General features: G+C 53.6%; 21 protein-coding genes. 20 read left to right on the top strand and 1 reads right to left on the bottom strand.

Annotated elements, in window-relative coordinates; genetic code table 11:
• Positions 1 to 57 precede the first annotated feature (57 nt).
• The 7 genes from C173_RS09305 to C173_RS09275 all read left to right on the top strand — a co-directional run bounded on the left by C173_RS09305 (position 58) and on the right by C173_RS09275 (position 4192).
• Positions 58 to 369 (top strand): YlmC/YmxH family sporulation protein, encoded by a 312-nt coding sequence (locus C173_RS09305; protein ID WP_235191841.1) that lies wholly within the window; start codon positions 58 to 60, stop codon positions 367 to 369.
• Between the two features lie 141 nt (positions 370 to 510).
• The gene (gene pgeF / locus C173_RS09300) at positions 511 to 1368 is read left to right on the top strand and encodes a peptidoglycan editing factor PgeF (RefSeq protein ID WP_036724264.1); all 858 of its coding nucleotides are present in this window, start codon (positions 511 to 513) and stop codon (positions 1366 to 1368) included.
• A gap of 4 nt (positions 1369 to 1372) precedes the next feature.
• On the top strand, positions 1373 to 2068 hold the full coding sequence (locus C173_RS09295; protein WP_036724261.1) for a YggS family pyridoxal phosphate-dependent enzyme: 696 nt from the start codon (positions 1373 to 1375) through the stop codon (positions 2066 to 2068).
• Positions 2068 to 2511 (top strand): cell division protein SepF, encoded by a 444-nt coding sequence (locus tag C173_RS09290; RefSeq protein ID WP_036690181.1) that lies wholly within the window; start codon positions 2068 to 2070, stop codon positions 2509 to 2511. Before C173_RS09295 ends, C173_RS09290 begins: the two co-directional genes overlap by 1 nt.
• Before the next feature lie 7 nt (positions 2512 to 2518).
• Positions 2519 to 2788 carry a YggT family protein gene (locus tag C173_RS09285; protein ID WP_036724260.1) on the top strand — a complete coding sequence of 90 codons (270 nt, stop codon included), beginning with the start codon at positions 2519 to 2521 and terminating at the stop codon, positions 2786 to 2788.
• Between the two features lie 4 nt (positions 2789 to 2792).
• On the top strand, positions 2793 to 3575 hold the full coding sequence (locus C173_RS09280) for a YlmH family RNA-binding protein (RefSeq protein ID WP_036724259.1): 783 nt from the start codon (positions 2793 to 2795) through the stop codon (positions 3573 to 3575).
• Positions 3576 to 3706: 131 nt separating this feature from the next.
• Positions 3707 to 4192, top strand: coding sequence for a DivIVA domain-containing protein (locus C173_RS09275; RefSeq protein WP_036690176.1), 486 nt, complete (start codon positions 3707 to 3709; stop codon positions 4190 to 4192).
• Positions 4193 to 4295: 103 nt separating this feature from the next.
• Here the strand turns inward: C173_RS09275 and C173_RS09270 are convergent, their stop codons facing one another.
• Positions 4296 to 4739 carry a hypothetical protein gene (locus tag C173_RS09270; RefSeq protein ID WP_036724258.1) on the bottom strand — a complete coding sequence of 148 codons (444 nt, stop codon included), beginning with the start codon at positions 4737 to 4739 and terminating at the stop codon, positions 4296 to 4298.
• 111 nt (positions 4740 to 4850) lie between these two features.
• Between C173_RS09270 and C173_RS09265 the strand changes: the two genes are divergently transcribed.
• From C173_RS09265 to ileS, 13 genes are all read left to right on the top strand, one after another.
• Positions 4851 to 5825, top strand: coding sequence for a CgeB family protein (locus C173_RS09265; RefSeq protein ID WP_036724255.1), 975 nt, complete (start codon positions 4851 to 4853; stop codon positions 5823 to 5825).
• Positions 5826 to 6003: 178 nt separating this feature from the next.
• Complete coding sequence (locus C173_RS09260) at positions 6004 to 6777, top strand: glycosyltransferase family 2 protein (protein WP_036724254.1); 774 nt, start codon at positions 6004 to 6006, stop codon at positions 6775 to 6777.
• Between the two features lie 41 nt (positions 6778 to 6818).
• Positions 6819 to 8243 carry a CDP-glycerol glycerophosphotransferase family protein gene (locus C173_RS09255; protein WP_036724253.1) on the top strand — a complete coding sequence of 475 codons (1425 nt, stop codon included), beginning with the start codon at positions 6819 to 6821 and terminating at the stop codon, positions 8241 to 8243.
• A gap of 17 nt (positions 8244 to 8260) precedes the next feature.
• Positions 8261 to 9268 carry an SDR family NAD(P)-dependent oxidoreductase gene (locus C173_RS09250; RefSeq protein WP_036724384.1) on the top strand — a complete coding sequence of 336 codons (1008 nt, stop codon included), beginning with the start codon at positions 8261 to 8263 and terminating at the stop codon, positions 9266 to 9268.
• An 11-nt stretch (positions 9269 to 9279) separates the two neighbouring features.
• Positions 9280 to 10245 (top strand): NAD-dependent epimerase/dehydratase family protein, encoded by a 966-nt coding sequence (locus tag C173_RS09245; RefSeq protein ID WP_036724383.1) that lies wholly within the window; start codon positions 9280 to 9282, stop codon positions 10243 to 10245.
• Positions 10242 to 11438, top strand: coding sequence for a UDP-4-amino-4,6-dideoxy-N-acetyl-beta-L-altrosamine transaminase (pseC, locus tag C173_RS09240; RefSeq protein WP_036724251.1), 1197 nt, complete (start codon positions 10242 to 10244; stop codon positions 11436 to 11438). Before C173_RS09245 ends, pseC begins: the two co-directional genes overlap by 4 nt.
• Positions 11435 to 13231 (top strand): N-acetylneuraminate synthase family protein, encoded by a 1797-nt coding sequence (locus C173_RS33600; protein ID WP_235191840.1) that lies wholly within the window; start codon positions 11435 to 11437, stop codon positions 13229 to 13231. The genes pseC and C173_RS33600 overlap by 4 nt, the downstream gene beginning before the upstream one ends.
• A 23-nt stretch (positions 13232 to 13254) precedes the next feature.
• Positions 13255 to 14166 carry an aldo/keto reductase gene (locus tag C173_RS09230; protein WP_235191839.1) on the top strand — a complete coding sequence of 304 codons (912 nt, stop codon included), beginning with the start codon at positions 13255 to 13257 and terminating at the stop codon, positions 14164 to 14166.
• Between the two features lie 4 nt (positions 14167 to 14170).
• Positions 14171 to 14965 carry an SDR family NAD(P)-dependent oxidoreductase gene (locus C173_RS09225; protein WP_036724249.1) on the top strand — a complete coding sequence of 265 codons (795 nt, stop codon included), beginning with the start codon at positions 14171 to 14173 and terminating at the stop codon, positions 14963 to 14965.
• A 17-nt stretch (positions 14966 to 14982) separates the two neighbouring features.
• Positions 14983 to 16071 (top strand): UDP-2,4-diacetamido-2,4,6-trideoxy-beta-L-altropyranose hydrolase, encoded by a 1089-nt coding sequence (pseG, locus tag C173_RS09220; protein WP_036724380.1) that lies wholly within the window; start codon positions 14983 to 14985, stop codon positions 16069 to 16071.
• Positions 16049 to 16621 carry a UDP-4-amino-4,6-dideoxy-N-acetyl-beta-L-altrosamine N-acetyltransferase gene (gene pseH, locus C173_RS09215; protein WP_036724248.1) on the top strand — a complete coding sequence of 191 codons (573 nt, stop codon included), beginning with the start codon at positions 16049 to 16051 and terminating at the stop codon, positions 16619 to 16621. Before pseG ends, pseH begins: the two co-directional genes overlap by 23 nt.
• Positions 16599 to 17651: a pseudaminic acid synthase gene (gene pseI / locus C173_RS09210; protein ID WP_036724247.1), complete on the top strand. Its 1053-nt coding sequence runs from the start codon at positions 16599 to 16601 to the stop codon at positions 17649 to 17651. The genes pseH and pseI overlap by 23 nt, the downstream gene beginning before the upstream one ends.
• A 999-nt stretch (positions 17652 to 18650) precedes the next feature.
• Positions 18651 to 21743, top strand: a complete 3093-nt coding sequence (gene ileS / locus C173_RS09205; protein WP_036724246.1) for an isoleucine--tRNA ligase — start codon at positions 18651 to 18653, stop codon at positions 21741 to 21743.
• Positions 21744 to 22109 lie beyond the last annotated feature (366 nt).

Genomic DNA, 22109 nt, shown 5'->3' with positions numbered 1-22109 from the left:
GTCTGAATGTACAGGGGTGGCAGGATGATTGAGGAAACGTCAGCTTCAGGTAAAAAGATGAAAATCTCCGATTTTCAAACCAAAGATGTAATCAATATTGTTGACGGTAAACGGCTGGGCCAGATCAGCGATCTGGAGCTTGATTTGCGTAGAGGTGTCATTGACGCTGTGATTGTCCCGGGGTACACCAGATTCATGGGGCTGTTCGGCGGCGGTGCTGATCTGGTGATTCCGTGGCGGAATATCGTGAAGATTGGTGCGGATGTCGTGCTCGTGAAGCTGGAGGAGCCCCGCATGCCGCAGGGACAGGAAGACCGCGAGATGATGTACCTGGATCGGCCGGACCGCAGTGAACGGCGCACTTATTAATGAGGTGCGTCTTTTTTCTGCGGATATGGGTAAAGTCATAGGAGAATGTTTTCGGGGCCCCCGCAAAGTACCTGAGTAGGCTTCGGAGCGCTGCGCCACTTTGTGGGGCTGAGTGTGTTACACTTAAGCGGAGGTGAAGAGATGGAACCGTTTATGCAAAATGGTACAGCGCCCATGCTGCTGCATCTGGAGCCGTGGCGTGAGCCGTATAGGAGCATTACTGCAGGCTTCACCGGCAGAGCAGGCGGCAGCGGAACGAAGCCCTATGACAGCTTCAATTGTGCTTTTCATGTAGGCGATGATCCGGCGGATGTGCTGGCCAACCGCAGCCTGCTGGCTGCGAGTCTGGGATTCCGGCTGGCCGACTGGACCTGCGGGGAACAGACCCACGGCAAAGAGATCGCAGTCATTACAGAACAGGAACGCGGCCGGGGCAGCCTGGACCGGGCCTCTGCCTTTCAGGCCACTGACGGGCTGCTGACGAATGTGCCCGGGGTGCTGCTGACTTCTTTTTACGCTGATTGTGTGCCGCTGTTCTTCCATGATCCGCTGAACCACGTGGTAGGGCTGGCGCATGCAGGCTGGAAGGGGACCGTGGCGGAAATCGCGGCGGCGATGGTGGAGCGCATGGGACAGACGTACGGGACCCGTCCAGAGGACATACAGGCCGCTATAGGGCCTTCCATCGGAGACTGCTGCTATGAGGTGGATGATTACGTGATGGACCCTGTCCGCCGGCTGGAGGCCAGGCTGAACCTGCCGGATGCGGCGGAAGGCGCACGGGCTGTATATAGACCATCGGAGACAGACAGCAGCAAAATGATGCTGAACTTGAAAGAATTGAATCAACGCATTATGATAAAAGCAGGAATATTGCCGACTCATATCGAATGTACAACTTGGTGTACAAGCTGTAACAGTGATCTGTTCTTTTCGTACCGGAAGGAAAACGGGGTCACTGGGAGAATGACGAGCTGGATCGGAATAAAGGAGAGTTGACATTTTGGCCTCGCTACAAGAAAGAATAGCCACTACCCGGGAACGTGTCGCACGGGCCTGCGCGGCCAGCGGCCGGGATGCCAATGAAGTCAAGCTGATTGCGGTAACGAAATACGTATCGCTGAATACGGTTGCCGCTGTGCTGGAGGCAGGTCTTGAGGAGATCGCCGAGAGCCGCTGGCAGGATGCGGAGCCGAAATGGAATGCGCTTGGACATAAGGGAATCTGGCACTTTATCGGGCATTTGCAGACGAATAAGGTGAAGGACGTTATCGGTAAATTTCAATATATTCACTCTCTGGACCGGCTGTCGCTGGCCAGGGAGCTGCATAAGAAGGCGGAAGCTGCGGGACTTGAAGTGAAGGTGTTCCTGCAGGTGAATATTTCAGGCGAGGATACCAAGTTCGGCCTGGCGCCGGAAGCGGTGGAGGACTTCCTGAGGGAGATCGCCCCGCTTGACCGGGTGAAGGTCATCGGCCTGATGACGATGGCCCCTCACGAGGAAGACCCCGAGGCGACCCGGCCGGTATTCCGCGGACTCCGCGAGCTGCGTGACCACCTGAATCTCCTGGGCTTGACACCTGAGCCAATAGAAGAGCTGTCGATGGGCATGTCGAATGACTTTGAAGTGGCGATACAGGAAGGAGCCACCCGGGTACGCCTGGGAACGGTATTAGTAGGTCATGAGGAGGGAGAATGATGGGCGTGATGAACCGATTTATGAGTTTCTTGGGCTTGCAGGAGGAAGAGGAGATTGTGGAACGGGAGCAAATCTCCCGTGATGAGGATGAATACGAACCCGCCCCTGTAGAAACACGCAAGAATCAGAGGGCCAACGTCGTCAGCATTCATTCCCAAAAAAATGTGAAGGTTGTGCTCTACGAGCCGCGTTCGTATGATGAGGCGCAGGAGATTGCCGACCATCTGCGTTCACACCGCACGGTAGTAATTAACCTGCAGCGGGTGCGCAATGACCAGGCGATGCGGATTATCGATTTTCTCAGCGGAACTGTTTATGCTCTGGGTGGAGGAATATCCAAAATTGGGGGCAATATATTTATGTGCACACCGGACACCGTGGAGATTCAAGGCTCCATTACCGAGATCCTGGGTGACGAGCAAGACTACAATCGAATGAGGTGAGCAGGGTTTGAATGAAATATCTTCAATTATAGACATCCTATTTCAGATTTACTATTACATGATCCTCGTATACATTCTGATGTCCTGGCTGCCGAATCTGCGTGAGAACTTTATCGGTGAGCTGCTGGGCAAGCTGGTGGAGCCGTATCTGGCACCGTTCCGGAGGATTATTCCTCCGCTATTTGGAACGCTGGATATTTCCCCGATTGTCGCGATTATCATGCTGCGCTTTGCCGCAGTCGGGCTTCACTCTATCGTAGCCTCGGTCTTCGGCTAATCCGATGAAGAATGAAATCTACGGGCATTTCCACCCGGATGAGCGGCCGTTTGTGGACAAGGCCTGGGAGTGGGTTACGAATGCCGGAGAGTATCATGAGACGAAGCTGACCGAATTCCTGGACCCCCGTCAGGCCTATATTCTGCAGAGTCTGGTGAACCGCCATCCCGATGTGATTGTGCGTTGGGAGGGCGGTTCTTCGGATGCCGAACGGAAGCGGGGGCTGGTGGCTCCGGATTATCGTGACCTCACAGATGAGGATATGGAGTTAAGCGTGCTGAATATCACCTCCGGCGAACAGAAATTTCTCTCGCTTATGCATGGGGATTATATGGGGGCAATCCTGGGACTTGGCATCAAAAGAGGCAAGATCGGTGATATTCATGTGCTGGAAGACGGCTGTCACGTAGTGGTGGCTGCTGACATCGCGGATTACCTGTCCATCCATTTGACCGGTGTACACCGGATTAATGTCAGTACCGAGATCCTGCCGTTATCGGGTCTGCGCAGCAGTGAAGTCAAGCTGGAGAAGATGGAGTTCACAGTGGCTTCCCTCCGGCTTGACGGGATTGCAGCGGATGTCACGCGGCTCAGCCGGAGCAAGATTCTGGCCCCGATCAAGGCCGGGCGCGTCCGGGTGAACTGGAAGGTCGAGGAAGATCCGTCCTGTTCGCTGAAGGACGGGGACATGGTCTCTATCCAGGGCTTCGGACGGTTCAAGGTGCTGGAGATCGGCAGCTTGACGAAGAAGGGCCGTTACCGGATTTTGGTAGGCAAATTTGTCTGAAGTCTTTGCAGGATTACAGCTGTGCTTGTCGAAATTGATAATCTCAGGGAAATATGGACATTTAGCAGGCCGTGCGCCGGTAATTGTCTTTCATCTATAATCTTCACCGAAATTTCTAGGAGGTGCACAGCATGCCATTAACACCGCTCGATATACATAACAAGGAATTCTCCCGGAGAATCCGCGGTTATGACGAAGATGAGGTCAATGAATTTCTGGATCAGGTGATTAAGGATTACGAGAGTGTGATCCGGGAGAACAAGGAACTGCACAACCAGTTATTAACACTTCAGGAACGCCTGGATCATTTCGTGAATATTGAAGAGAGTCTGTCCAAGACCATTCTTGTAGCCCAAGAGGCTGCAGATGATGTGAAGAACAACTCCAAGAAGGAATCCCAGCTGATCCTCAAGGAAGCGGAGAAGAACGCCGACCGGATTATCAACGAAGCGTTGTCCAAATCCCGTAAGGTGGCGATCGAGACCGAGGAGCTGCGTAAGCAGGCTTCGATCTACCGTACCCGGTTCCGGACGCTGCTGGAAGCCCAGCTGGAGCTGCTGTCCCAGGATGACTGGAATGCGCTGGAGAGCCGTGAGGTTAGCGAGAACGCGCTCTGAGCAGGTAACCGCTCAGATGCATACAAAAACTCCTTAGTAGAAGTTAATCTTGTTTGCTTTAGTGCAAATAAGACTTCTACCAAGGAGTTTTTTTGTATAGCCTTTATACAGTGGCGATTACCTTTCCGGTGATGAGGATAGGGCCTCTTAAGGTGATATCTCCTTGAAGATCCTCCAGGTTAGTAGCAAATACCTGAATCGCATAATATCCTTCGGGAAGATCGGTAAGAATGGTCTGGAACATGGTGGTCATCCGCAGTGGTTCGTCTTCATCGTTCGAGATGGAGGACTGCTGGGCACTGCCGACCAGGATGCCATCTACAAGGACTTCAAGCAGGAGCTTGGGTTGATCGGGCGGAGTAGCAAATACGTTCGTTACCTCCCAGCCAACGGTAGTAGTGAGTTCTACATAATTGCTTGGAGCAGGAGGAATTGCCATACCGAATTCTAATATCAGAGTTGGTGTGGCAGGGACTGGAATCATAATAACTCCGGTGCTTAGATTGGTATGGAAACTTCTTGCATATTCAACTAATGTTTGCGCCATATTTTCACCTCCAATTTGATCATAATCACATCATATGGTTTTCATGGATATTATGCTTGGGGCGACATCCTATTCTTTGGAAAATTGGGAGTTTATAAGGGAGGAATATATTTGAATATTCTATTTATTACCTCAGGTTTCCGGGCCGTCTATTACTTTTTTGAGCAGAGTATAATAGAAGCCTTTTCGAAGGCCGGCCATCGTTGTGAATCTTTCACGCTAAAGAGTGGCTTGGATGCGCTAAAGCTTAAGCAGCAGTCCCTGCAGCCGGATCTGATTCTGGTCCTGGCCGGCCTCAAAATCACGACACCTGTGCTGGAATTCATACAACAAACCAAAGGGAAGTCAGCTATATGGCTGACCGAGGACCCTTATTATATGGATTGGACGGTTTCGCTCATCCCTTATTTTGATTACATCTTCACCATCGATCAAGCCGCATTGGAACAGTACAGACAGCTTGGTCATCCCCATGTCAATCATCTGCCACTGGGCACAGATCCCTGCCTGTTTCATCCCTCAGAGGTCTCTGAAGAGTATGAAAGTGATATTTGTTTAGTAGGTGTACCCTACAGTAACCGCATAGAGCTTATCGAATTCTTACTCCAGAGAACCGATTACCGGATTCAAATTGTGGGGAGAGGGTGGGGCAGGTATTACAATGAATGGGTGAAGCAGCCCGGCCAGACTATAGAGCTGGTGAACGCCTGGGTGAAGCCCGAAACAGCCGTGAATTATTATAATGGCGCTAAGATCGTTCTGAATATCCACCGGCCCTCCGCTGAGAAGTACAACCGGAACCGGGCGGGGATCATCGCAACAAGCATCAACAACCGCACTTTCGACGCGGCCAGCTGTGAAGCGTTTCAGCTTACAGACTATAGAAGCGGGCTCAGTCATCAATTTGAGGAAGGAAAACAGGTGGTTTCGTATCAGGATAAGCATGATTTACTGCAGAAGATCCATTACTATATGGCACATGACGATGAGCGCAAGCGGATAGCTGAAGCAGCGAGGCAGCAGGTGCTGGCCGCCCATACTTTTGAACACCGGGTGCATGATTTGTTAATGAACGTGCAAGCTTGATAGACGGATTTACCGGACCTGATTGACGCCTTACAGTTATTCTGTTAGGCGTTTATTCAGGTTGCCCATAGATCCAGAGAAGCATTCTGTCCTCCATTTGAAAATTTAGTCTTCTAACCTATACCGTTTCGAAGAAGGATACATATGATAGCAAGTAAACAGCGAGGGAGGTATTCGATTGCCAAAAGTTACGATCATTATGACCAGCTACAATAAGGCCGCATATGTCGCAAAATCCATTGAATCCATTCTGGATCAGACGCTTACAGATTTTGAATTCTACCTGATGGATGATAACTCGAATGAAGAAACTCTGAAAGTAATTGAGCCCTATCTCAAGGATAAGAGAATCAAATTCTTCAGAAGCGATACAGAAACCCTGCAGCAGAGGGTGGAGAAGGTCAGATATTCCGCGCTGATTAATCAAGCCCTGTATCAAGCAAAGGGAGAGTATATTTCCTATGCTACGGATGACAACTGTTACAGAAATACTAGACTTGAGCAGATGGTGGACTATCTGGAGGAGAACCCCGAGGTCATGATTGCCTACTCTGCATCGCTGGTCAACTACTTGAATGAACACAATGAAGTGACCCGCAGCCAGTTAAGACCGGCCAAAAAAATCGTTTCGGTGGCCCCTTGCGTCATCGATCATTGCTCCATCCTGCACAGAAGCTCCATTCTTCCTGTCATTCATGACAAGTTCGGGTCCTACTGGGATGAGAATCCGGAGTTCTATAGAATTGGCGACGGCCGGTTCTTCTGGCGGCTCAACCAGTTCTGGGACTTCTACCCGGTGGATGAGGTTCTGGATGATAACTATATCACCGAGCTGTCCATTCACTTTCAATTGCAGCACCAGGAGAAGAGCCAGTTCATCCAGATGCTTCCCCCGCAGCGAACCTGCAAGGAGCTGAGAGAAGAGCTGAAATTAATGCAGCAGAAGAAATAAAAAAGCTGCCAAAACCGGTGCATGAAGAAGGAGGAAACAGATTGTCTATCTATCTGTCCAATTACTGGTCGCTCTACAGTGAATTTATCCATGCTGCACAGGAGCTGAAGTACAGGAATATCCCTCTGGCCCTGATGACGAACTTCTATCAGCAAATCAATGATGAGCTTAGAAGCGAGATGGGAAGCAGTGATTTTAAGCTGAAGCTGGAGCATTCCGGTATTCATGAACAGGATCAGATTCAGCCTTTTTTTGAAACGATGGTTGCGCCGCTCTATCAGTCTGTGAAGTCCAATCTGAAGGGCAAAATACTGATTAATCTGGACTATATCAGAATGTCGGAGCAAACGATCAGCGAGCATTTCAGCGGAGATTCGGCCATGATTCTATCCCGCTCCAGAGCGGATGAGCTATTTGGCATCCCCAATGTATACAGCCTGGGCTACAAGCAGGACACCAAAGCTGCTGCGGAAGAGCTGGTCCAGCGGGCGGCAGACCTCTTCGCTAAGGCCGAAGGACATCCTGCGTTCAGCAATGGATTTTTCACCCAGACCTTCCTAAGCCGGATTCCTACCATTGTAGATACCATTGAAATGGTGTTTAATCTCTACAATGACCTGCCGGTAGCCGCTGTAATGGTAGGTACGACAGAAGATGTTGCCAGCCGGACACTTGCCGTCGTTGCAGGGATTAAGGGGATTCCCAGCGTATGTCTGCAGCACGGAATTCTGATGGGAGAGGAAGCATTCATTCCTGTATTCTCCAGCCATGTCGGAATCTATGGGCAATACGAACACGACTGGTATACGAGAAGAGGGCTTGAATCGGAGCGAATTGTGATCACCGGCCACCCGCGTTATGATGATATCTTTACGGCACCGCATACCCCCAAAGATTCGTTCCGGGAGACCTACCAGCTTGACCCTCATAAAGTCACCTTACTAATCGCTACCGGACCAACGCTCGATGAATACAAGATCCGCACCCTGCTTACCCAGTTGGCCTCACATCCGCAATTCCAGTTGATTATTAAGCCCCATCCCTGGGAGCTGTCCAAGAAGCTGATCTCGCTGTATACCGAGTATGAAGAAGAATATAGCAATGTTCATGTGGTTACCGACCGAAAGGCTGACACCCGTGAGCTGATTATGAAATCGGACGCCGTGGTCGCCACCCTCTCCACGGTTGCCCTCGAAGGCCTTTTGTTCGATAAGCCCGTATTTGTCTACAAATTCATTCAGGCCAACCGTGAATATGATTACTATGATGCCCTTGATCCCTATATTCAAAAAGAGCCGGCTGATCTGACCCGAATGGTGGCCCATTATTTCTCCAGCAATAAAGAGAAAGTAAACTACAAGGCTGTGAAGGATAAGTTCTTGCAGCAATCCTATCAGATTGAGCAATCCGGCCGGAGACTTGCCGAATTAATGGACCGCCTGATCCAGGGAAGACCCAAGCTATGAACAGGGGGGAGGAGGAGATGTTCTTTAGGAACAAGAAAATTCTGGTCATTGGCGGAACCGGCACCATCGGGAAAAGCATTGTGAGGCTTATCGCAGAGCAGGAGCCTGAAGTCATCCGGATTCTCAGCAGAGATGAATATAAACAATTTGAGCTGCAGAATGAACTGAACGGAAATCCAAGGCTGCGCTACCTGATTGGCGATGTTCGTAATTATGACCGTGTGCTGGCTGCGATGGAGGGGATAGATTATGTTTTCCATACCGCAGCTATGAAGCATGTATCCTTCTGTGAATATAACCCGTTCGAGGCTGTACTTACGAATATTATCGGCACTCATAACGTGATTCAGGCAGCGAAGCAGCAGAAGGTACGCAAGGTCGTTTTTACAAGCACAGATAAGGCCATTTCGCCGACCAACAACTACGGGGCCACCAAGCTGTCTGCTGAGAAGCTGATTTCCTCTGCCGTCACCTCGGGAGGCCCCGGCCAAACCGTGTTCTGCACCGTGCGGTTCGGGAATGTGATGGGCTCCAGAGGGTCTGTCATTCCCTTGTTTGTGAAGCAGGCGAGAGAAGGCAGAGCGATCACCGTAACAGATCTGTCCATGACCAGATTCATGATGACGCTGGAGCAGGCGACCCGGCTCACCGTTCAGTCCCTGCAGCTGGCGAAGGGTGGTGAGACTTTTATTCTGAAGATGCCTGTGATCAGGCTGAAGGATCTGGCTGAAGTTGTAGCCGAAGAGGCGTCGAAGAAATACGGGGTTCGCCTGTCGTCTAAGGTGAAGATCCTGGAGATCGGCCTGAAGCCCGGTGAGAAGAGATACGAAGAGCTGATGACCCATGAGGAATCCTTAACCGCTTATGAATTAAAAGATGTATATATTGTCCCTTCCCCCTATGCTGCACCGCAGTCCTACCGGGAAGCAAGCAGGCCGAAGCCGGGCACCTACAGCTCCGAAGGAGAGATCCCGCTGACCAAGGAGGAGGTAAGGAAGCTGGCGATTGAACAAAATCTAATCTAGTGGAGGCTATTATGAATATACTCGTAACCGGAGGTACAGGGTTCATTGGCAGATGGGTCGTAGGGCGTTTGTTAAAGGATGGACAAAGTGTCTGGGTGATCGATAATTTGGCGAATTCATCCCTGGATAATCTGAAAGAGTATGAAGATAGCGAGCATCTGCAGAAGGTACAGATCATGGACCTCAAGGACAGAGAGGCCTTGAAGGAGCTTTTCCGGGAGAACACCTTCGACCTGTGCTACCACCTGGCGGCAAGCATAAACGTGCAAGACAGCATTGATGATCCTGAAACCACGTTCAATAATGATACGCTGGCCACCTTCTATCTGCTCGAGGAATGCCGCAAGCAACAGGTGAAGATGGTCTTCATGAGTACCTGCATGGTCTATGCCAGAGCCAATGATGAGCAGGGAATTGACGAGCAATCCCCCATCAAGCCAGCCTCGCCTTACGCCGGTGCCAAGATTGCAGCGGAGAATATGGTCCTGTCCTATTTCTACGCTTATGATCTGCCGGTGGTCGTTGTAAGACCGTTCAACACCTATGGTCCCTATCAGAAAACCGGGGGCGAAGGCGGCGTCGTGGCGATCTTCATTCACAGCAAATTAAAAGGCGAGCCGCTGAATATCTACGGAGACGGCACCCAATCACGGGATCTATTATACGTGGGGGACTGTGCAGATTTCGTGGTGGAGGCGGGCTACAGCGATAAGCTGCATGGAGAAATTGTCAATGCAGGCACGGGTGAGGATATCACCGTCAATCAATTGGCCGAGCTTATTGCAGACGGGCAGGCCCCCATCCATCACGTTCCGCATATTCACCCGCAGAGTGAGATCCAGAAGCTGTTATGCAATTACAACAAGGCGGAGAAGCAATTGTCCTGGACGCCTAAGGTTACCATTCAAGAGGGCATCCGGCGGACAGAGCAATGGATTCTTGAGACCTTTCACCGAAAGGAGCCGAACCAGTCATGAGAAAAAGCAAACTGGCCATTGACGGCGGGAAGCCTGTACGTGCCCACTACTTGCCGTATGGGAGACAGATGATCGATGACGAGGATATTGAGTCCGTGGTCAAGGTGCTGCAAAGTGATTACTTGACCAGCGGGCCGGCCATTGAGCAATTTGAAGCGGAGATCGCAGCGTTTACAGGGGCGAAATATGCGGTGGCTTTCTCCAGCGGAACAGCAGCGTTGCATGGAGCTTGTTATGCCGCCGGAATCGGTGAAGGGGATGAGGTGATTACAACCCCGATGACGTTTGCCGCCACGGCGAACTGTGTGCTGTATCAGGGGGGCGTACCGGTATTTGCCGATATCGATCCGCGGACGTATAACCTTGATCCGCAGCGGATCAGGGAGAGCATTACCGCGCGGACGAAAGCGATTATCCCGGTCCACTTCACCGGCCAGCCGGCGCAGCTTGATGAGATTCTGCAGATTGCCCGGGAGCATAATCTGATCGTGATCGAAGATGCCGCCCATGCGCTTGGTGCAAGATATAAGAATACAAGCATTGGGGCTATCGGAGACATGACCATGTTCAGCTTCCATCCTGTAAAGCATATAACAACGGGAGAAGGCGGAATGATTACGACCAATAACCCGGTGTATTATGAGAAGCTGCTGCAGTTCCGCACCCACGGCATCACCAGGGATGAGCGCAAGTTAAGGGAGAACCACGGACCCTGGTATTATGAGATGCAATTCCTCGGGTACAACTACCGGATTACAGATATCCAGACCTCACTCGGTATCTCCCAGCTGCGCAGAATCGGAAGCTTCATTGAGAAGCGCAAGCAGCTTGCAGCCTTGTATCTGCAAGAGTTGAGCGGGACTGAAGAGCTTATTCTGCCGCATCAGCTGCCGGAGGCGGAGTCGAGCTGGCACCTGTTCATTGTCAGACTTCAGCTATCGAAGCTGAAGGCCACCCGCAAGACGGTCTTTCAGGCGCTGCAAAAGGAGAACATCGGAGTAAACGTCCACTACATCCCCGCCTATCTCCATCCGTACTACGAAAGCTTGGGATTCCGCAAGGGAATCTGTCCGGTTGCTGAAAGCTGCTACGAGGAATTCATTACGCTGCCGTTATATGCGGGCATGGACCCCGAAGATGTGATGGATGTGGTCGCCGCGGTCAAGAAGGTGATCCGCCACTACTCCAAGTGAAAATAGAGAAGGGAGTGATTAATGTGGCCAAGGCAAAAGTGATTGCCGAGATTGCCAATGCCCATATGGGCGACCCCGGCCGGCTGCGGGAGCTGATCCTCGCAGCCGCACGCAGCGGTGCAGACGGAGTGAAATTTCAATGGTTCCATTACGATAGCTTAGCGGTGCCGGATTTCATCCATTATCAGACGTATATCAATTTGTTCATCGGCAAGCAGCAATGGGCGGAAGCGGTACAGCTTGCCAAGGCTACGGGGCTGGAGGTATGGGTAGATGTCTATGACGAATGGGGTGTCGGGCTTCTCGCGGAGCTTGAATCGCAGGTAGACGGCTTGAAATTACCCACAACCGTCTTACAGTCGCTCCCCTTGATAGAAGCCCTGCACAGGTTCGATAAGCCCTTACTTATCGGTGTAAGCGGCTGGCTGGAGGAAGAGATGGATTCCCAATTAGCCTACATCCGGGGTCATTTCAAAGGTCCCATCGTGCTGATGCACGGCTTCCAGGGCTATCCGACCCGGACGGAGGATTCCAATCTGAGCAGGATCGCCCATATTAAGCAAACCTATCAGCTGGAGGTGGGCTTCGCGGACCATGAGGATGCCGATCATGAAATGGCGGTCGATCTTCCGGTCTATGCCTATCTGCTGGGGGCCAGTGTCATTGAGAAGCATATCAACCTGAACCGTGCGGAGAAGGGGATTGACTATTATTCCGCGCTGGAGCCGGAGGAATTCGGGCGGATGGTGGATAAGCTGCGCCGGGCAGAGTGTGTACTGGGGAGCCTCGAAATTAAGGAATCGGAAAGAAGGTATCTGGAGGATTCCTCTCTGAAGATCGTCTCCCGTACGGAGCTGCGCCCGGGTGAAATGATCACGCCTGCGAACATATGCTATAAGCGTTCCTCTATGCCGGATGCCCTCATGGCGCGCAATGCTTCGGTGCAATTCCCTGTGATTGCAACGGCAGCAATACCAGCGAACACACCCATCACGCCCGGGAAGGTAAAAGCACCCAAAATCTGCATCGCCGTCATCTGTAGATTGAAATCTACCAGGCTCCGCCGCAAGGCGCTGCGAGAGATTCACGGTATTCCAGCCATCGAGAGATGCCTGATGAATTGTCTGGCTGTGCCGGGCGGCTATGAGGTGGTGCTGGCCACCTCGGATCTGCCGGACGACCAGCCGCTTACGGCGTTCACCCTGAACCATCAGGTGAAGGTGGTAACAGGCGACCCGGACAATGTGGCTGCCAGAATGCTGAGCGTGGCTGAAGCGGCCCAGGCAGATATCGTAGTCCGGGTTACCGGCGACAATCCGGCGATCTCTCCGGAGATGCTTCAGCTTCTGATAGACCGGCATCTGGCAAGCGGTGCGGACTTTACCTACGCCAAGGAGTCGACCATGGGGACGGTGGGGGATGTGTTTACCGTTGAAGCGCTGAGAAGGCTGCTGCACTATTCCAATCCGCTTACGCATGCGGAGTATCTGTCCTTTTACTTTTTCAACAATCCGCAGATCTTCAAGATCAATGCTGTGGATCTTCCTGCAGAGTGGGTGCATCCCGAGTGGCGGTTAACCATGGATGAGCTTCAGGATCTGGAGCTGTTCGAGGCGATCTACCAGGCACTGGATGTGGGGGCAAGACCGCTGTACTTCGAAGAATTGAAGGCATTCCTGCAGGGCCACCCTGAGATGGCTGAGCGCAACAGGGGCATTCAGGTGAAATGGCGGGATGATACGGAGCTGGTCAAGGAGCTGAATGAAGCAACCACCCTGAAGAAGAGACCATAACGTTAGCGAGGCTAAGGAAGATGATGAATAAAGCCAGGCTTGTGCTGGGTACAGCCCAGTTAGGCGGAAATTACGGAATTGCGAATACAGCCGCCAATCTCTCTGTGCAACAGAGGAAAGAGCTGCTCCAATATGCCCTCTCCTCGGGGATCGGTTATTTGGATACCGCACCGGGATACGGGGACAGCGAGTCTATCATCGGAGATTGCCTGGAAGATGCAGACCCGCAGAGCCGGCCGCAGATTGTGACGAAGCTCCCTTCCGTCCAGCGGTTAGGACTGCACACGGAGGAAGCGCGGAGGAGGTTCGTCACCTCTTCCGTCCGCTCTTCCCTGAACCGGCTGAAGTGCTCTGCGCTGGATGTCTGTCTCTTGCATGATCCGCTGGATCTGACTTACCAGGGCGGCGAAATTCTGCGAATACTGCAGGAGCTGAAGCAGCAGCAGCTGATCCGCAGAATCGGCGTATCCGTGTATGATGCAGAGGATATTGCGAATTTTATGCGCGAGGAAGACCTGGACAGCATTCAAATTCCGCTGAATGTGCTGGACCAGAGATGGATAACGAATGGAATGCTGGAGCGGCTCGCCCGGAAGGGCACAGAAATCTTCGTCCGCAGTGTCTATCTGCAAGGCCTGCTGCTGATGGCACCGGAGCAGCTTCCGGCGGGGCTGAAGCAAGCGGAGCAGCCGTTGTTACGATTAATCAGGTACAGCGAGGAAACCGGGATACCGGTTAAAGAGCTGTGCTTCCTCTATGTGAGGGATCTTCCGGGGATATCCGGGCTGGTGATTGGTTGCGAGAAGGTGGAACAGGTGCAGGAGAACCTGCGGATGATGGCATTGCCCCCTCTAAGCCGGGCAGTGAGGCAGAAGCTCGGTGAATCCTTTACGGATATTCCTGTAGAGATCATTGACCCCAGGAGGTGGAAGTAACCGGATGCGTACTCTTCAAGAATTATTCAATCTGCAAGGGCGGACAGCGGTTGTGACTGGAGGTGCTGGTTATCTGGGCACAGCTATAGCAGAGGGGCTGGCTGAGGCTGGCGCGTCAGTCTATCTGGTAAGCTCAAGTGGTCAGCGCTGCAAGGAGACCGCTGAGGCGATCGCCCGCACCACCGGAGCAGCCTGCTTCGGCAAGGCAATGGATATCCGGGATGAAGCATCAGTCAGAGCATGTATTCAGAGCATCGCCGAAGCGGCCGGAAGCATCGATATCCTGGTGAATAATGCCGCGTTCAGCTCAGCGGCCAAGCTGGCCGTCATGAGTGAAGAACAGTGGCTGGCCGGGCTGGACGGGACGATCAACGGAACCTTCAGATGTGTCAAGTCCGTCCTGCCCTATATGGTTGAACAAAAGAGAGGCTCCATCATTAACGTCTCCTCGATGTATGGGCTGGTCTCGCCGAACCCGGAGGTCTACGGAGAAAGCGGGATGGATAATCCCGCCAATTACGGGGCCGGTAAAGCGGCGATTGGCCAGTTTACCCGTTACATTGCCTGCCACTTCGGGCAACATGGAATCAGAGCGAATACGGTATCGCCTGGGCCTTTTCCGAATGCAGCGGTTCAAGCCGACCCGCAGTTCATCCGGCAGCTGGAGAGGAAGAATCCGCTGGGCAGGATCGGCACTCCTGAAGATTTGAAGGGAGTCATGGTATTCCTGGCTTCTGCCGCTTCAAGCTATGTTACAGGTGAGAATATCTCTGTTGACGGAGGCTGGACCGCATGGTAAGCACAGCAGCTAATCAGATGAATATATGGATTCGGGCCGATTCCTCGTATTCAATGGGCACGGGCCATGTCATGCGTTGCCTGACACTTGCGGGAGGGCTTGCCGCCAAGGGCGGGAAGGTCTCGTTCATTTGCCGCGAGCTGCCAGGGAATCTGGCTGACTATATCAGGGGCCAGGGCTATGCGGTGGAGCTGCTGCCGCCGCCGGATGATCCGTCGTACGCCGCATTCTGGCTTCAGGTGGATTGGCGGACCGATGCCTTGCAGACAGTTCAGCGGCTGGAGGGGGCTGCTCCTATAGATTGCCTCATTGTTGACCATTACGGGATTGATAAGCGGTGGGAAGCATGGGTGCAGGGGACAGCGAAGAAGATCGTGGCCATCGACGATTTGGCGGACCGCCCGCATGAGTGTGATCTGCTGCTGGACCCCAATCCATCCGCTGCCCGGGACCGCTACCAGGGGCTGCTTCCCGCCTACTGCATTGAATTGACAGGCACCTGCTATACGCTGCTGCGGCCGGAATTCCGCGCGGCTAAGCTGGGGCTGGCTGAACGGGACGGAGGCATAAACCGGGTTCTGGTGTTTTTTGGCGGCACAGATCCTACGGGTGAGACCCTCAAAGCCTTACAGGCCCTGCAAAGTCCCGCCTTCGCTAACCTGCAGCTGGATGTCGTAGCAGGCGGAATGAACTGCCGTAAGGATGACATCGCAGCGTTATGTGACTCGATGCCACAGGCCAGCTTCCATTGTCAGATTGATTACATGGCAGACTTGATGCAGAAGGCAGACCTCTCCATCGGAGCAGGCGGAAGTACGACCTGGGAGCGCTGTTACCTGGGCCTGCCTTCACTATGTATTATTACGGCGGATAATCAGCGGGAGATCACGGCCTTGGTTCATGCGCAGGGGGCTGCACTTTGCCTGGGGAAGAGTAATGAGGTGACCGCTCAAGCCATTGAGCAGGGGCTTAAGGCTATGCTGGCCGACCCGTCCAAGGTACGGGCCATGTCTGAGCAGGCGCTCCGCCTGATGGGCGAGGATAAATGGGATGAGGTCATAGACAGGATTATGGGAGGGGACTATGGCAGACTTAAGGGACTATAGGCTTGAGAAGCTGGGGCAAGAGCATAGCCGGCTCACATGGGAATGGCGCAATGCCGATCACATCCGCCCCTATATGAATCATGACGGGATCATTGCGCTGGAAGAGCATCTTAGCTGGATGCATGCTATAGCCGAGGATACCAGCCGGGTGGTCCGAATCTGTTACTATCTGGACACACCGGCAGGCTTCGTGCAGTTCTCACAGATTGACAGGGTCCACAAGACCTGTGAATGGGGCTTTTATATAGGGGACAAGAGCTGTCCCCCCGGCTCCGGCACCATGATGGGAATCTTGGCGCTGGAGCATATTTTCCAGCTGGAGCAGCTAAATAAGGTGTGCGCGCAAATCCTGGATTTCAATCAGCGGAGCTTGTCCTATCACCACAAGCTAGGCTTCATAGAGGAAGGCAGGCTAGGCAGGCAACGGATCAGAAATCATCAGCCTGTGGATGTGGTCTTGATGGCCCTATTCCGGGAGAAATGGGAGAAGCACAGGCTACGGCTGACAGAGGAGGCAACGACAGGCCATGAAGGAAATCAGGATCGGTAACCGCACCATCGGCAGCGGGCATCCGCCTTTTGTCATCGCGGAGATGTCCGGTAATCATAATAAGTCCCTGGACCGCGCGCTCGACATCGTTAAGGCCGCCGCCCGGGCTGGCGCACATGCGTTCAAAATCCAGACCTATACGCCGGACACCATGACGCTTAATCTGCAGAATAAGGATTTCATGATTGGGGATTCGAACGGACTGTGGAAGGGAAAATCGCTGTATGAGTTGTATGCTGAGGCGTATACACCATGGGAGTGGCATGAGCCTATCTTTGCTTCGTGCAGGGCGCTCGGGATGATTCCGTTCAGTACCCCGTTCGATGAGTCCTCGCTCGAATTCCTGGAGACCCTCGGTGTCGACTGCTACAAGATTGCTTCTTTCGAAAATAATGATATTCCCTTATTGCGGAAGGTGGCCTCCAAAGGGAAGCCGATGATTATATCCACCGGGATGGCCTCGCTTGGCGATATTGAACAGGCTGTCCACACCATTACCGGGGCAGGCTGCCAGGAATATATACTGCTCAAATGCACCAGCAGCTATCCTGCTTCGCCCGGGAATACCAACCTCAATACCATTCCGTATCTCCGCGACATCTTCCGTGCTCAGGTGGGCCTGTCCGACCATACCCTGGGCGTAGGGGCCGCTGTGGCAAGCGTGGCGCTGGGCAGTACGGTGATCGAAAAGCATTTCACCCTGAACCGTGCGGAAGGCGGGGTGGATGCTGCATTCTCCCTGGAGCCGGCAGAATTCGCTTCCCTAGTCCGGGAGACGGATACGGCCTGGAGGGCACTCGGGGGTATCTCCATCGGTCCCACCCCCGAAGAAGAGAAATCCCTGCAATTCAGACGGTCTGTCTATACCTCCAAGGACATCAAGGCCGGAGACCTGCTCACTGCGGATAACATCAAAGTCATCCGCCCCGGCTACGGCCTTGCGCCCAAATACTATGATCTGCTCCTCGGCAAACGCCTCAGAACCGATCTGCCCGTCGGCACCCCGCTGAGCTGGGACCTGCTGTTGTAATCCGCCTTGACAATTGGGGAGAAAACGTCTATAACTAGAACATATCTGTATCCATTGAATCTAAATTCGATGACGGGACAAGTACGATAAGGTAACGTTCTCCAGAGAGTCGGTGCTTGCTGCGAGCCGATCGTTCACGCCTTACCCGAAGATCCTCCCCTAGAAGCTAAGCTGAAGCGTGTATACGTGCGTAGGCTCCGCCGTCTGCCGGACGTTATCCCGGACCCGCCAGGTTGTCTATTGCCTGCGGACTGAGATTGTACTGAATCCACACCCTTAGGATGTGCGTGCAGTACAAATTAGGGTGGTATCGCGAGCGCTGTCTCGCCCCTTTGGGGGCGGGGCGGCGTTTATTTGTGTGTTGGGCATCCCCCTAAATCGTCAGAGATCCCCCTAAATCCCCCTTCCAAGGGGGACCCCAAGGGCTGGCCGCCCTCTGGACACCCGCAACAAGTGCTCCGTGGAAAGAGTGGCGTGGGCGGAAGGGAATGGACTCTGTTGGCGGAAGGACCAGCCCTTCTTAGGCTCCCCTATCGGGTACGCCTGCGGGGCCTCAACAGCGCTAACGGCAAGCCCCCCCGGCCAAGTAGCTGCCCTCCGGGATCGCGGGCCGGGTGGCCCAAGAATGAACGGCAAGCCCCCCGTCCAGTGCTGCCCTCCGGGTTCGCGGGCCGGGTGGCCCAAGAGCCAACGGCAAGGCCCCCGGGCGGGAGCCCGGTGGTGCCCTAGCGTAGTTAAGGCCCCGCAGGCGTACCCGTCGGTGCAGCCTAAGAAGGGCCGAGGACTCCGCCGAAGTAATCCTTCCCGTCCACTGACCCTGCTCCTCGCGCGATGCATTTATTTCGGGTGTCCAGAGGGCAGCGCCCTTGGGGCCCTCCCTTGGCGAAGGGAGGGTTTGGGAGGGATCGAAAATTTTTAAAGTTTTAAATCTTTTTTAAAAGAAGAAGGCTCGGATAATATCCGAATACAGTTTAAGACTAAACGAAGGGATTGACCATCATGCATAAGGTAGACGTCAAAGAAAAAGCCCGGGCCAGAGATGTCCGGATCTTGAAAAAGTGGAGCGAGGAGGACACATTCCGCCGCTCTATGAAGAACCGCGAGGGACGCCCGAACTATGTGTTCTATGAAGGGCCGCCGACCGCGAACGGGGTGCCGCATATCGGGCACGTGCTGGGCCGGGTCATCAAGGATTTTATCGGCCGCTATCAGACCATGAAGGGCTTCCGCGTCATCCGCAAAGCGGGCTGGGATACGCACGGCCTGCCGGTAGAGCTCGGGGTGCAGAAGAAGCTCGGCATCTCCGGCAAGCAGGATATCGAAGAATATGGTGTGGAGAAGTTCATCAAGGAATGTAAGGAAAGTGTATTCGGCTATGAGAAGCAGTGGCGCGAGTTCACGGAAGCGATCGGCTACTGGACAGATCTGGATCATCCGTATGTAACGCTGGACAATACGTATATCGAGAGCGTGTGGAACATCCTGGCTACGGTTCATGAAAAAGGCCTGATGTACCGGGGTCACCGCGTTAGCCCGTACTGCCCGAGCTGCCAGACGACCCTCAGCTCCCATGAAGTAGCCCAGGGGTATAAGACCGTTAAGGATCTGAGTGCCACCGCCAAGTTCAAGCTGGACGGCAGCGGCGACTATGTGCTGGCCTGGACGACTACGCCTTGGACGCTTCCGGCGCACATGGCGCTGGCGATGAATCCGGCTATGGAATATGTGCGTGCGCAGCAGGAAGACGGCGTGTATGTACTGGCTAAGAATCTGGTGGACGAAGTATTGAAGGGCGAGTACACCATCCTGTCTACACACACAGGCGCTGACTTTATCGGCCAGAGCTACACACCGCCGTTCGGTTATATCAAGGCAGAGAAGCATAATGTGATTGTCGGAGCCTCTTTTGTAACGGACTCCAGCGGTACCGGGATCGTACATATGGCTCCGGCTCACGGGGAAGACGACTATAAGAGCTGCCGCGAGAATGGGATCAGCTTCGTGAATGTAGTGGATGCTTCCGGGAAATACACGGATGTAGTGAGTGATTTTGCCGGACGGTTCGTGAAGGACTGTGACCTTGATATCGTGAAGGTGCTGTCTGAACGCGGCCTGCTCTACCACAAAGAGAAATACGAGCACAGCTATCCGTTCTGCTGGCGCTGCGACACCCCGCTGCTCTATTACGCAACAGACAGCTGGTTCATCCAGACGACAGCAATCAAGGATCAGCTGATTGCCAACAATAACAGTGTGGACTGGTACCCGGACCATGTGCGCGAAGGCCGCTTCGGCAAGTTCCTGGAGGAGCTGGTGGACTGGAATATCAGCCGTAACCGCTACTGGGGTACACCGCTTAACGTATGGGTCTGCCAGGATACCGGCAAGGAATTCGCACCGCACAGCATCGCCGAGCTGAGAGCGATGGCCATCGGCGAGGTCGCTGAGGATATCGAGCTGCATAAGCCGTATGTGGATAATATCCAGCTGCGCAGCCCGTTCAGCGAAGGCGGCGTCATGGTCCGCACCCCGGAAGTGATCGACGTCTGGTTCGACAGCGGCTCGATGCCGTTCGCCCAGAGTCATTACCCGTTCGAGAATCAAGACCGGTTCGAGGACCAGTATCCGGCAGATATGATCTGCGAAGGGATCGACCAGACGCGCGGCTGGTTCTACAGCCTGCTGGCAGTATCGACCCTGTTCACAGGGAAGGCGCCGTACAAGGCGGTTATCGCCCATGGCCATATTTTCGATGAGAACGGCCAGAAGATGTCCAAATCCAAAGGCAATGTCATCGACCCTTGGGAGATCATGAACGAATACGGAACGGATGCCTTCCGCTGGGCCATTCTGTCTGACAGTGCGCCGTGGAACAACAAGCGGTTCTCGCGCGGTCTGGTCGGGGAGACGAAGTCCAAGGTAGTGGACACTCTGGTGAACACGCATGCCTTCCTTACGCTGTATGCCGGAATCGACGGCTATGATCCTGCGGATCATCCGTTCAAGGTGTCAGAGCATAAGCTAGACCGCTGGATTCTGTCCCGCCTGAACAGCCTGATCGTGCTGGTGGATAAAGGGCTGGCCGTGAACGACTTCGTGAATACCTCCAAGGCTATTGAGAACTTCGTGGATGAGCTGAGCAACTGGTACATCCGCCGTTCCCGTGACCGGTTCTGGGGCAGCGGGCTGGGCGAAGAGAAGCTGGATGCTTACCGCACCCTTACGCATGTCCTGCTGACCACTGCCAAGCTGATGGCTCCATTCACCCCGATGCTGTCCGAGGATATCTTCACGAACCTGGGCGGCGGAGAGAGTGTGCATCTGGCAGACTATCCGGCAGCGGATGAGAACCTGATCGACCTTGCTCTGGAAAAAGATATGGAGTATGCCCGCGGCATCGTCGAGCTGGCCCGTAACGTCCGCAACGAGAGCGGCATCAAGACCCGCCAGCCGTTGTCCGAGCTGATTGCCTCCACTCCGGACGACTTCAACGTGGCGGATTATGAAGAGCTGATCAAAGAAGAGATCAACGTCAAGAATATCGTCATCGAGCACAGCGACAGCGGCTTCGTAGACTTCACCCTGAAGCTGAACCTGAAGGTGGCAGGTAAGAAATACGGCAAGAGCGTTGGCTTCCTGCAGGGCTTCCTCAAAGCGATGGATAGTGACGCTACCCGCAAAGCAGTGCAAGAAGGCGTTATCGCCATTGTGTCACCGGACGGAGAAGAGCTGCAGATTACGTCCGAGGAGCTGCTGGTTGAGAAGCAGGCCAAACCAGGCTTTGCCTCCGCTTCCGGCTATGGACTGACAGTGGCCTTGAACACGGAAATCACGCCGGAGCTGGTACAGGAAGGCTGGGTACGCGAAGTCGTACGTGCGGTGCAGGATTACCGCAAACGTCTGGATCTGCCGATCGACAAGCGGGTTGCGTTGACCCTGCATGTCGATGACGAGCTGAAGGCGGCGGTGACCGCATTCGAGCATGTGCTGCGTGAGAATGTACTAGTGACTACGGTTGATTTTGACGGAGATTATACCTATGAGACCGTGGATGCCGGCGGCAAGAGCATCGGTATTCATATCGGCGCTTAACTCCGGAGCGGCCGCGCATTTCCTGCATTACTTGTCCATGTATGGCATATACTAGCCGCAAAGGAAAAGTTTCCACGGGTTAGAATGCAAATGACGAGCCCTGTGCTTGAAGAGAGAATTCTCTTTGACCGGGCTCGTTTGTTTTGCGGCTTATAGACAACAGGAGGTGCAGGGGCATGGGCGGATCGAACAACGGGAAGATTCCTGCGGAGCAGCCGAAGCAGCCGGAAGGGCCGGGAAGAATTTCGATCAGAACCACGGACAGAGGGAATAACAGGGAGGAAGCACAGCATGAGCAGCAGCCCACGCATTCTGGAGCAGGCCAACCATCGGGCAAGACAGATCCGGGCGCAGAATATCCTGAGA

Source organism: Paenibacillus sp. FSL R7-277 (assembly GCF_000517965.1).
Lineage (GTDB): Bacteria > Bacillota > Bacilli > Paenibacillales > Paenibacillaceae > Paenibacillus_AQ > Paenibacillus_AQ silagei.
The sequence above is the reverse complement of the archived record's forward strand: the minus strand, read 5'-3'. Positions and strand labels throughout refer to the sequence as shown.

What these genes read in the sequence shown, in the direction of transcription:
- C173_RS09245 (WP_036724383.1), top strand. Translation starts at nt 9,280, where the DNA reads ATGAATATACTCGTAACCGGAGGTACAGGGTTCATTGGCAGATGGGTC.
- pgeF (WP_036724264.1), top strand. Translation starts at nt 511, where the DNA reads ATGGAACCGTTTATGCAAAATGGTACAGCGCCCATGCTGCTGCATCTG.
- pseI (WP_036724247.1), top strand. Translation starts at nt 16,599, where the DNA reads ATGAAGGAAATCAGGATCGGTAACCGCACCATCGGCAGCGGGCATCCG.
- C173_RS09230 (WP_235191839.1), top strand. Translation starts at nt 13,255, where the DNA reads ATGAATAAAGCCAGGCTTGTGCTGGGTACAGCCCAGTTAGGCGGAAAT.
- C173_RS09270 (WP_036724258.1), bottom strand. Translation starts at nt 4,739, where the DNA reads ATGGCGCAAACATTAGTTGAATATGCAAGAAGTTTCCATACCAATCTA.
- C173_RS09275 (WP_036690176.1), top strand. Translation starts at nt 3,707, where the DNA reads ATGCCATTAACACCGCTCGATATACATAACAAGGAATTCTCCCGGAGA.
- C173_RS09280 (WP_036724259.1), top strand. Translation starts at nt 2,793, where the DNA reads ATGAAGAATGAAATCTACGGGCATTTCCACCCGGATGAGCGGCCGTTT.
- C173_RS09290 (WP_036690181.1), top strand. Translation starts at nt 2,068, where the DNA reads ATGGGCGTGATGAACCGATTTATGAGTTTCTTGGGCTTGCAGGAGGAA.
- pseH (WP_036724248.1), top strand. Translation starts at nt 16,049, where the DNA reads ATGGCAGACTTAAGGGACTATAGGCTTGAGAAGCTGGGGCAAGAGCAT.
- C173_RS09305 (WP_235191841.1), top strand. Translation starts at nt 58, where the DNA reads ATGAAAATCTCCGATTTTCAAACCAAAGATGTAATCAATATTGTTGAC.
- ileS (WP_036724246.1), top strand. Translation starts at nt 18,651, where the DNA reads ATGCATAAGGTAGACGTCAAAGAAAAAGCCCGGGCCAGAGATGTCCGG.
- pseG (WP_036724380.1), top strand. Translation starts at nt 14,983, where the DNA reads ATGAATATATGGATTCGGGCCGATTCCTCGTATTCAATGGGCACGGGC.
- C173_RS09225 (WP_036724249.1), top strand. Translation starts at nt 14,171, where the DNA reads ATGCGTACTCTTCAAGAATTATTCAATCTGCAAGGGCGGACAGCGGTT.
- C173_RS09250 (WP_036724384.1), top strand. Translation starts at nt 8,261, where the DNA reads ATGTTCTTTAGGAACAAGAAAATTCTGGTCATTGGCGGAACCGGCACC.
- pseC (WP_036724251.1), top strand. Translation starts at nt 10,242, where the DNA reads ATGAGAAAAAGCAAACTGGCCATTGACGGCGGGAAGCCTGTACGTGCC.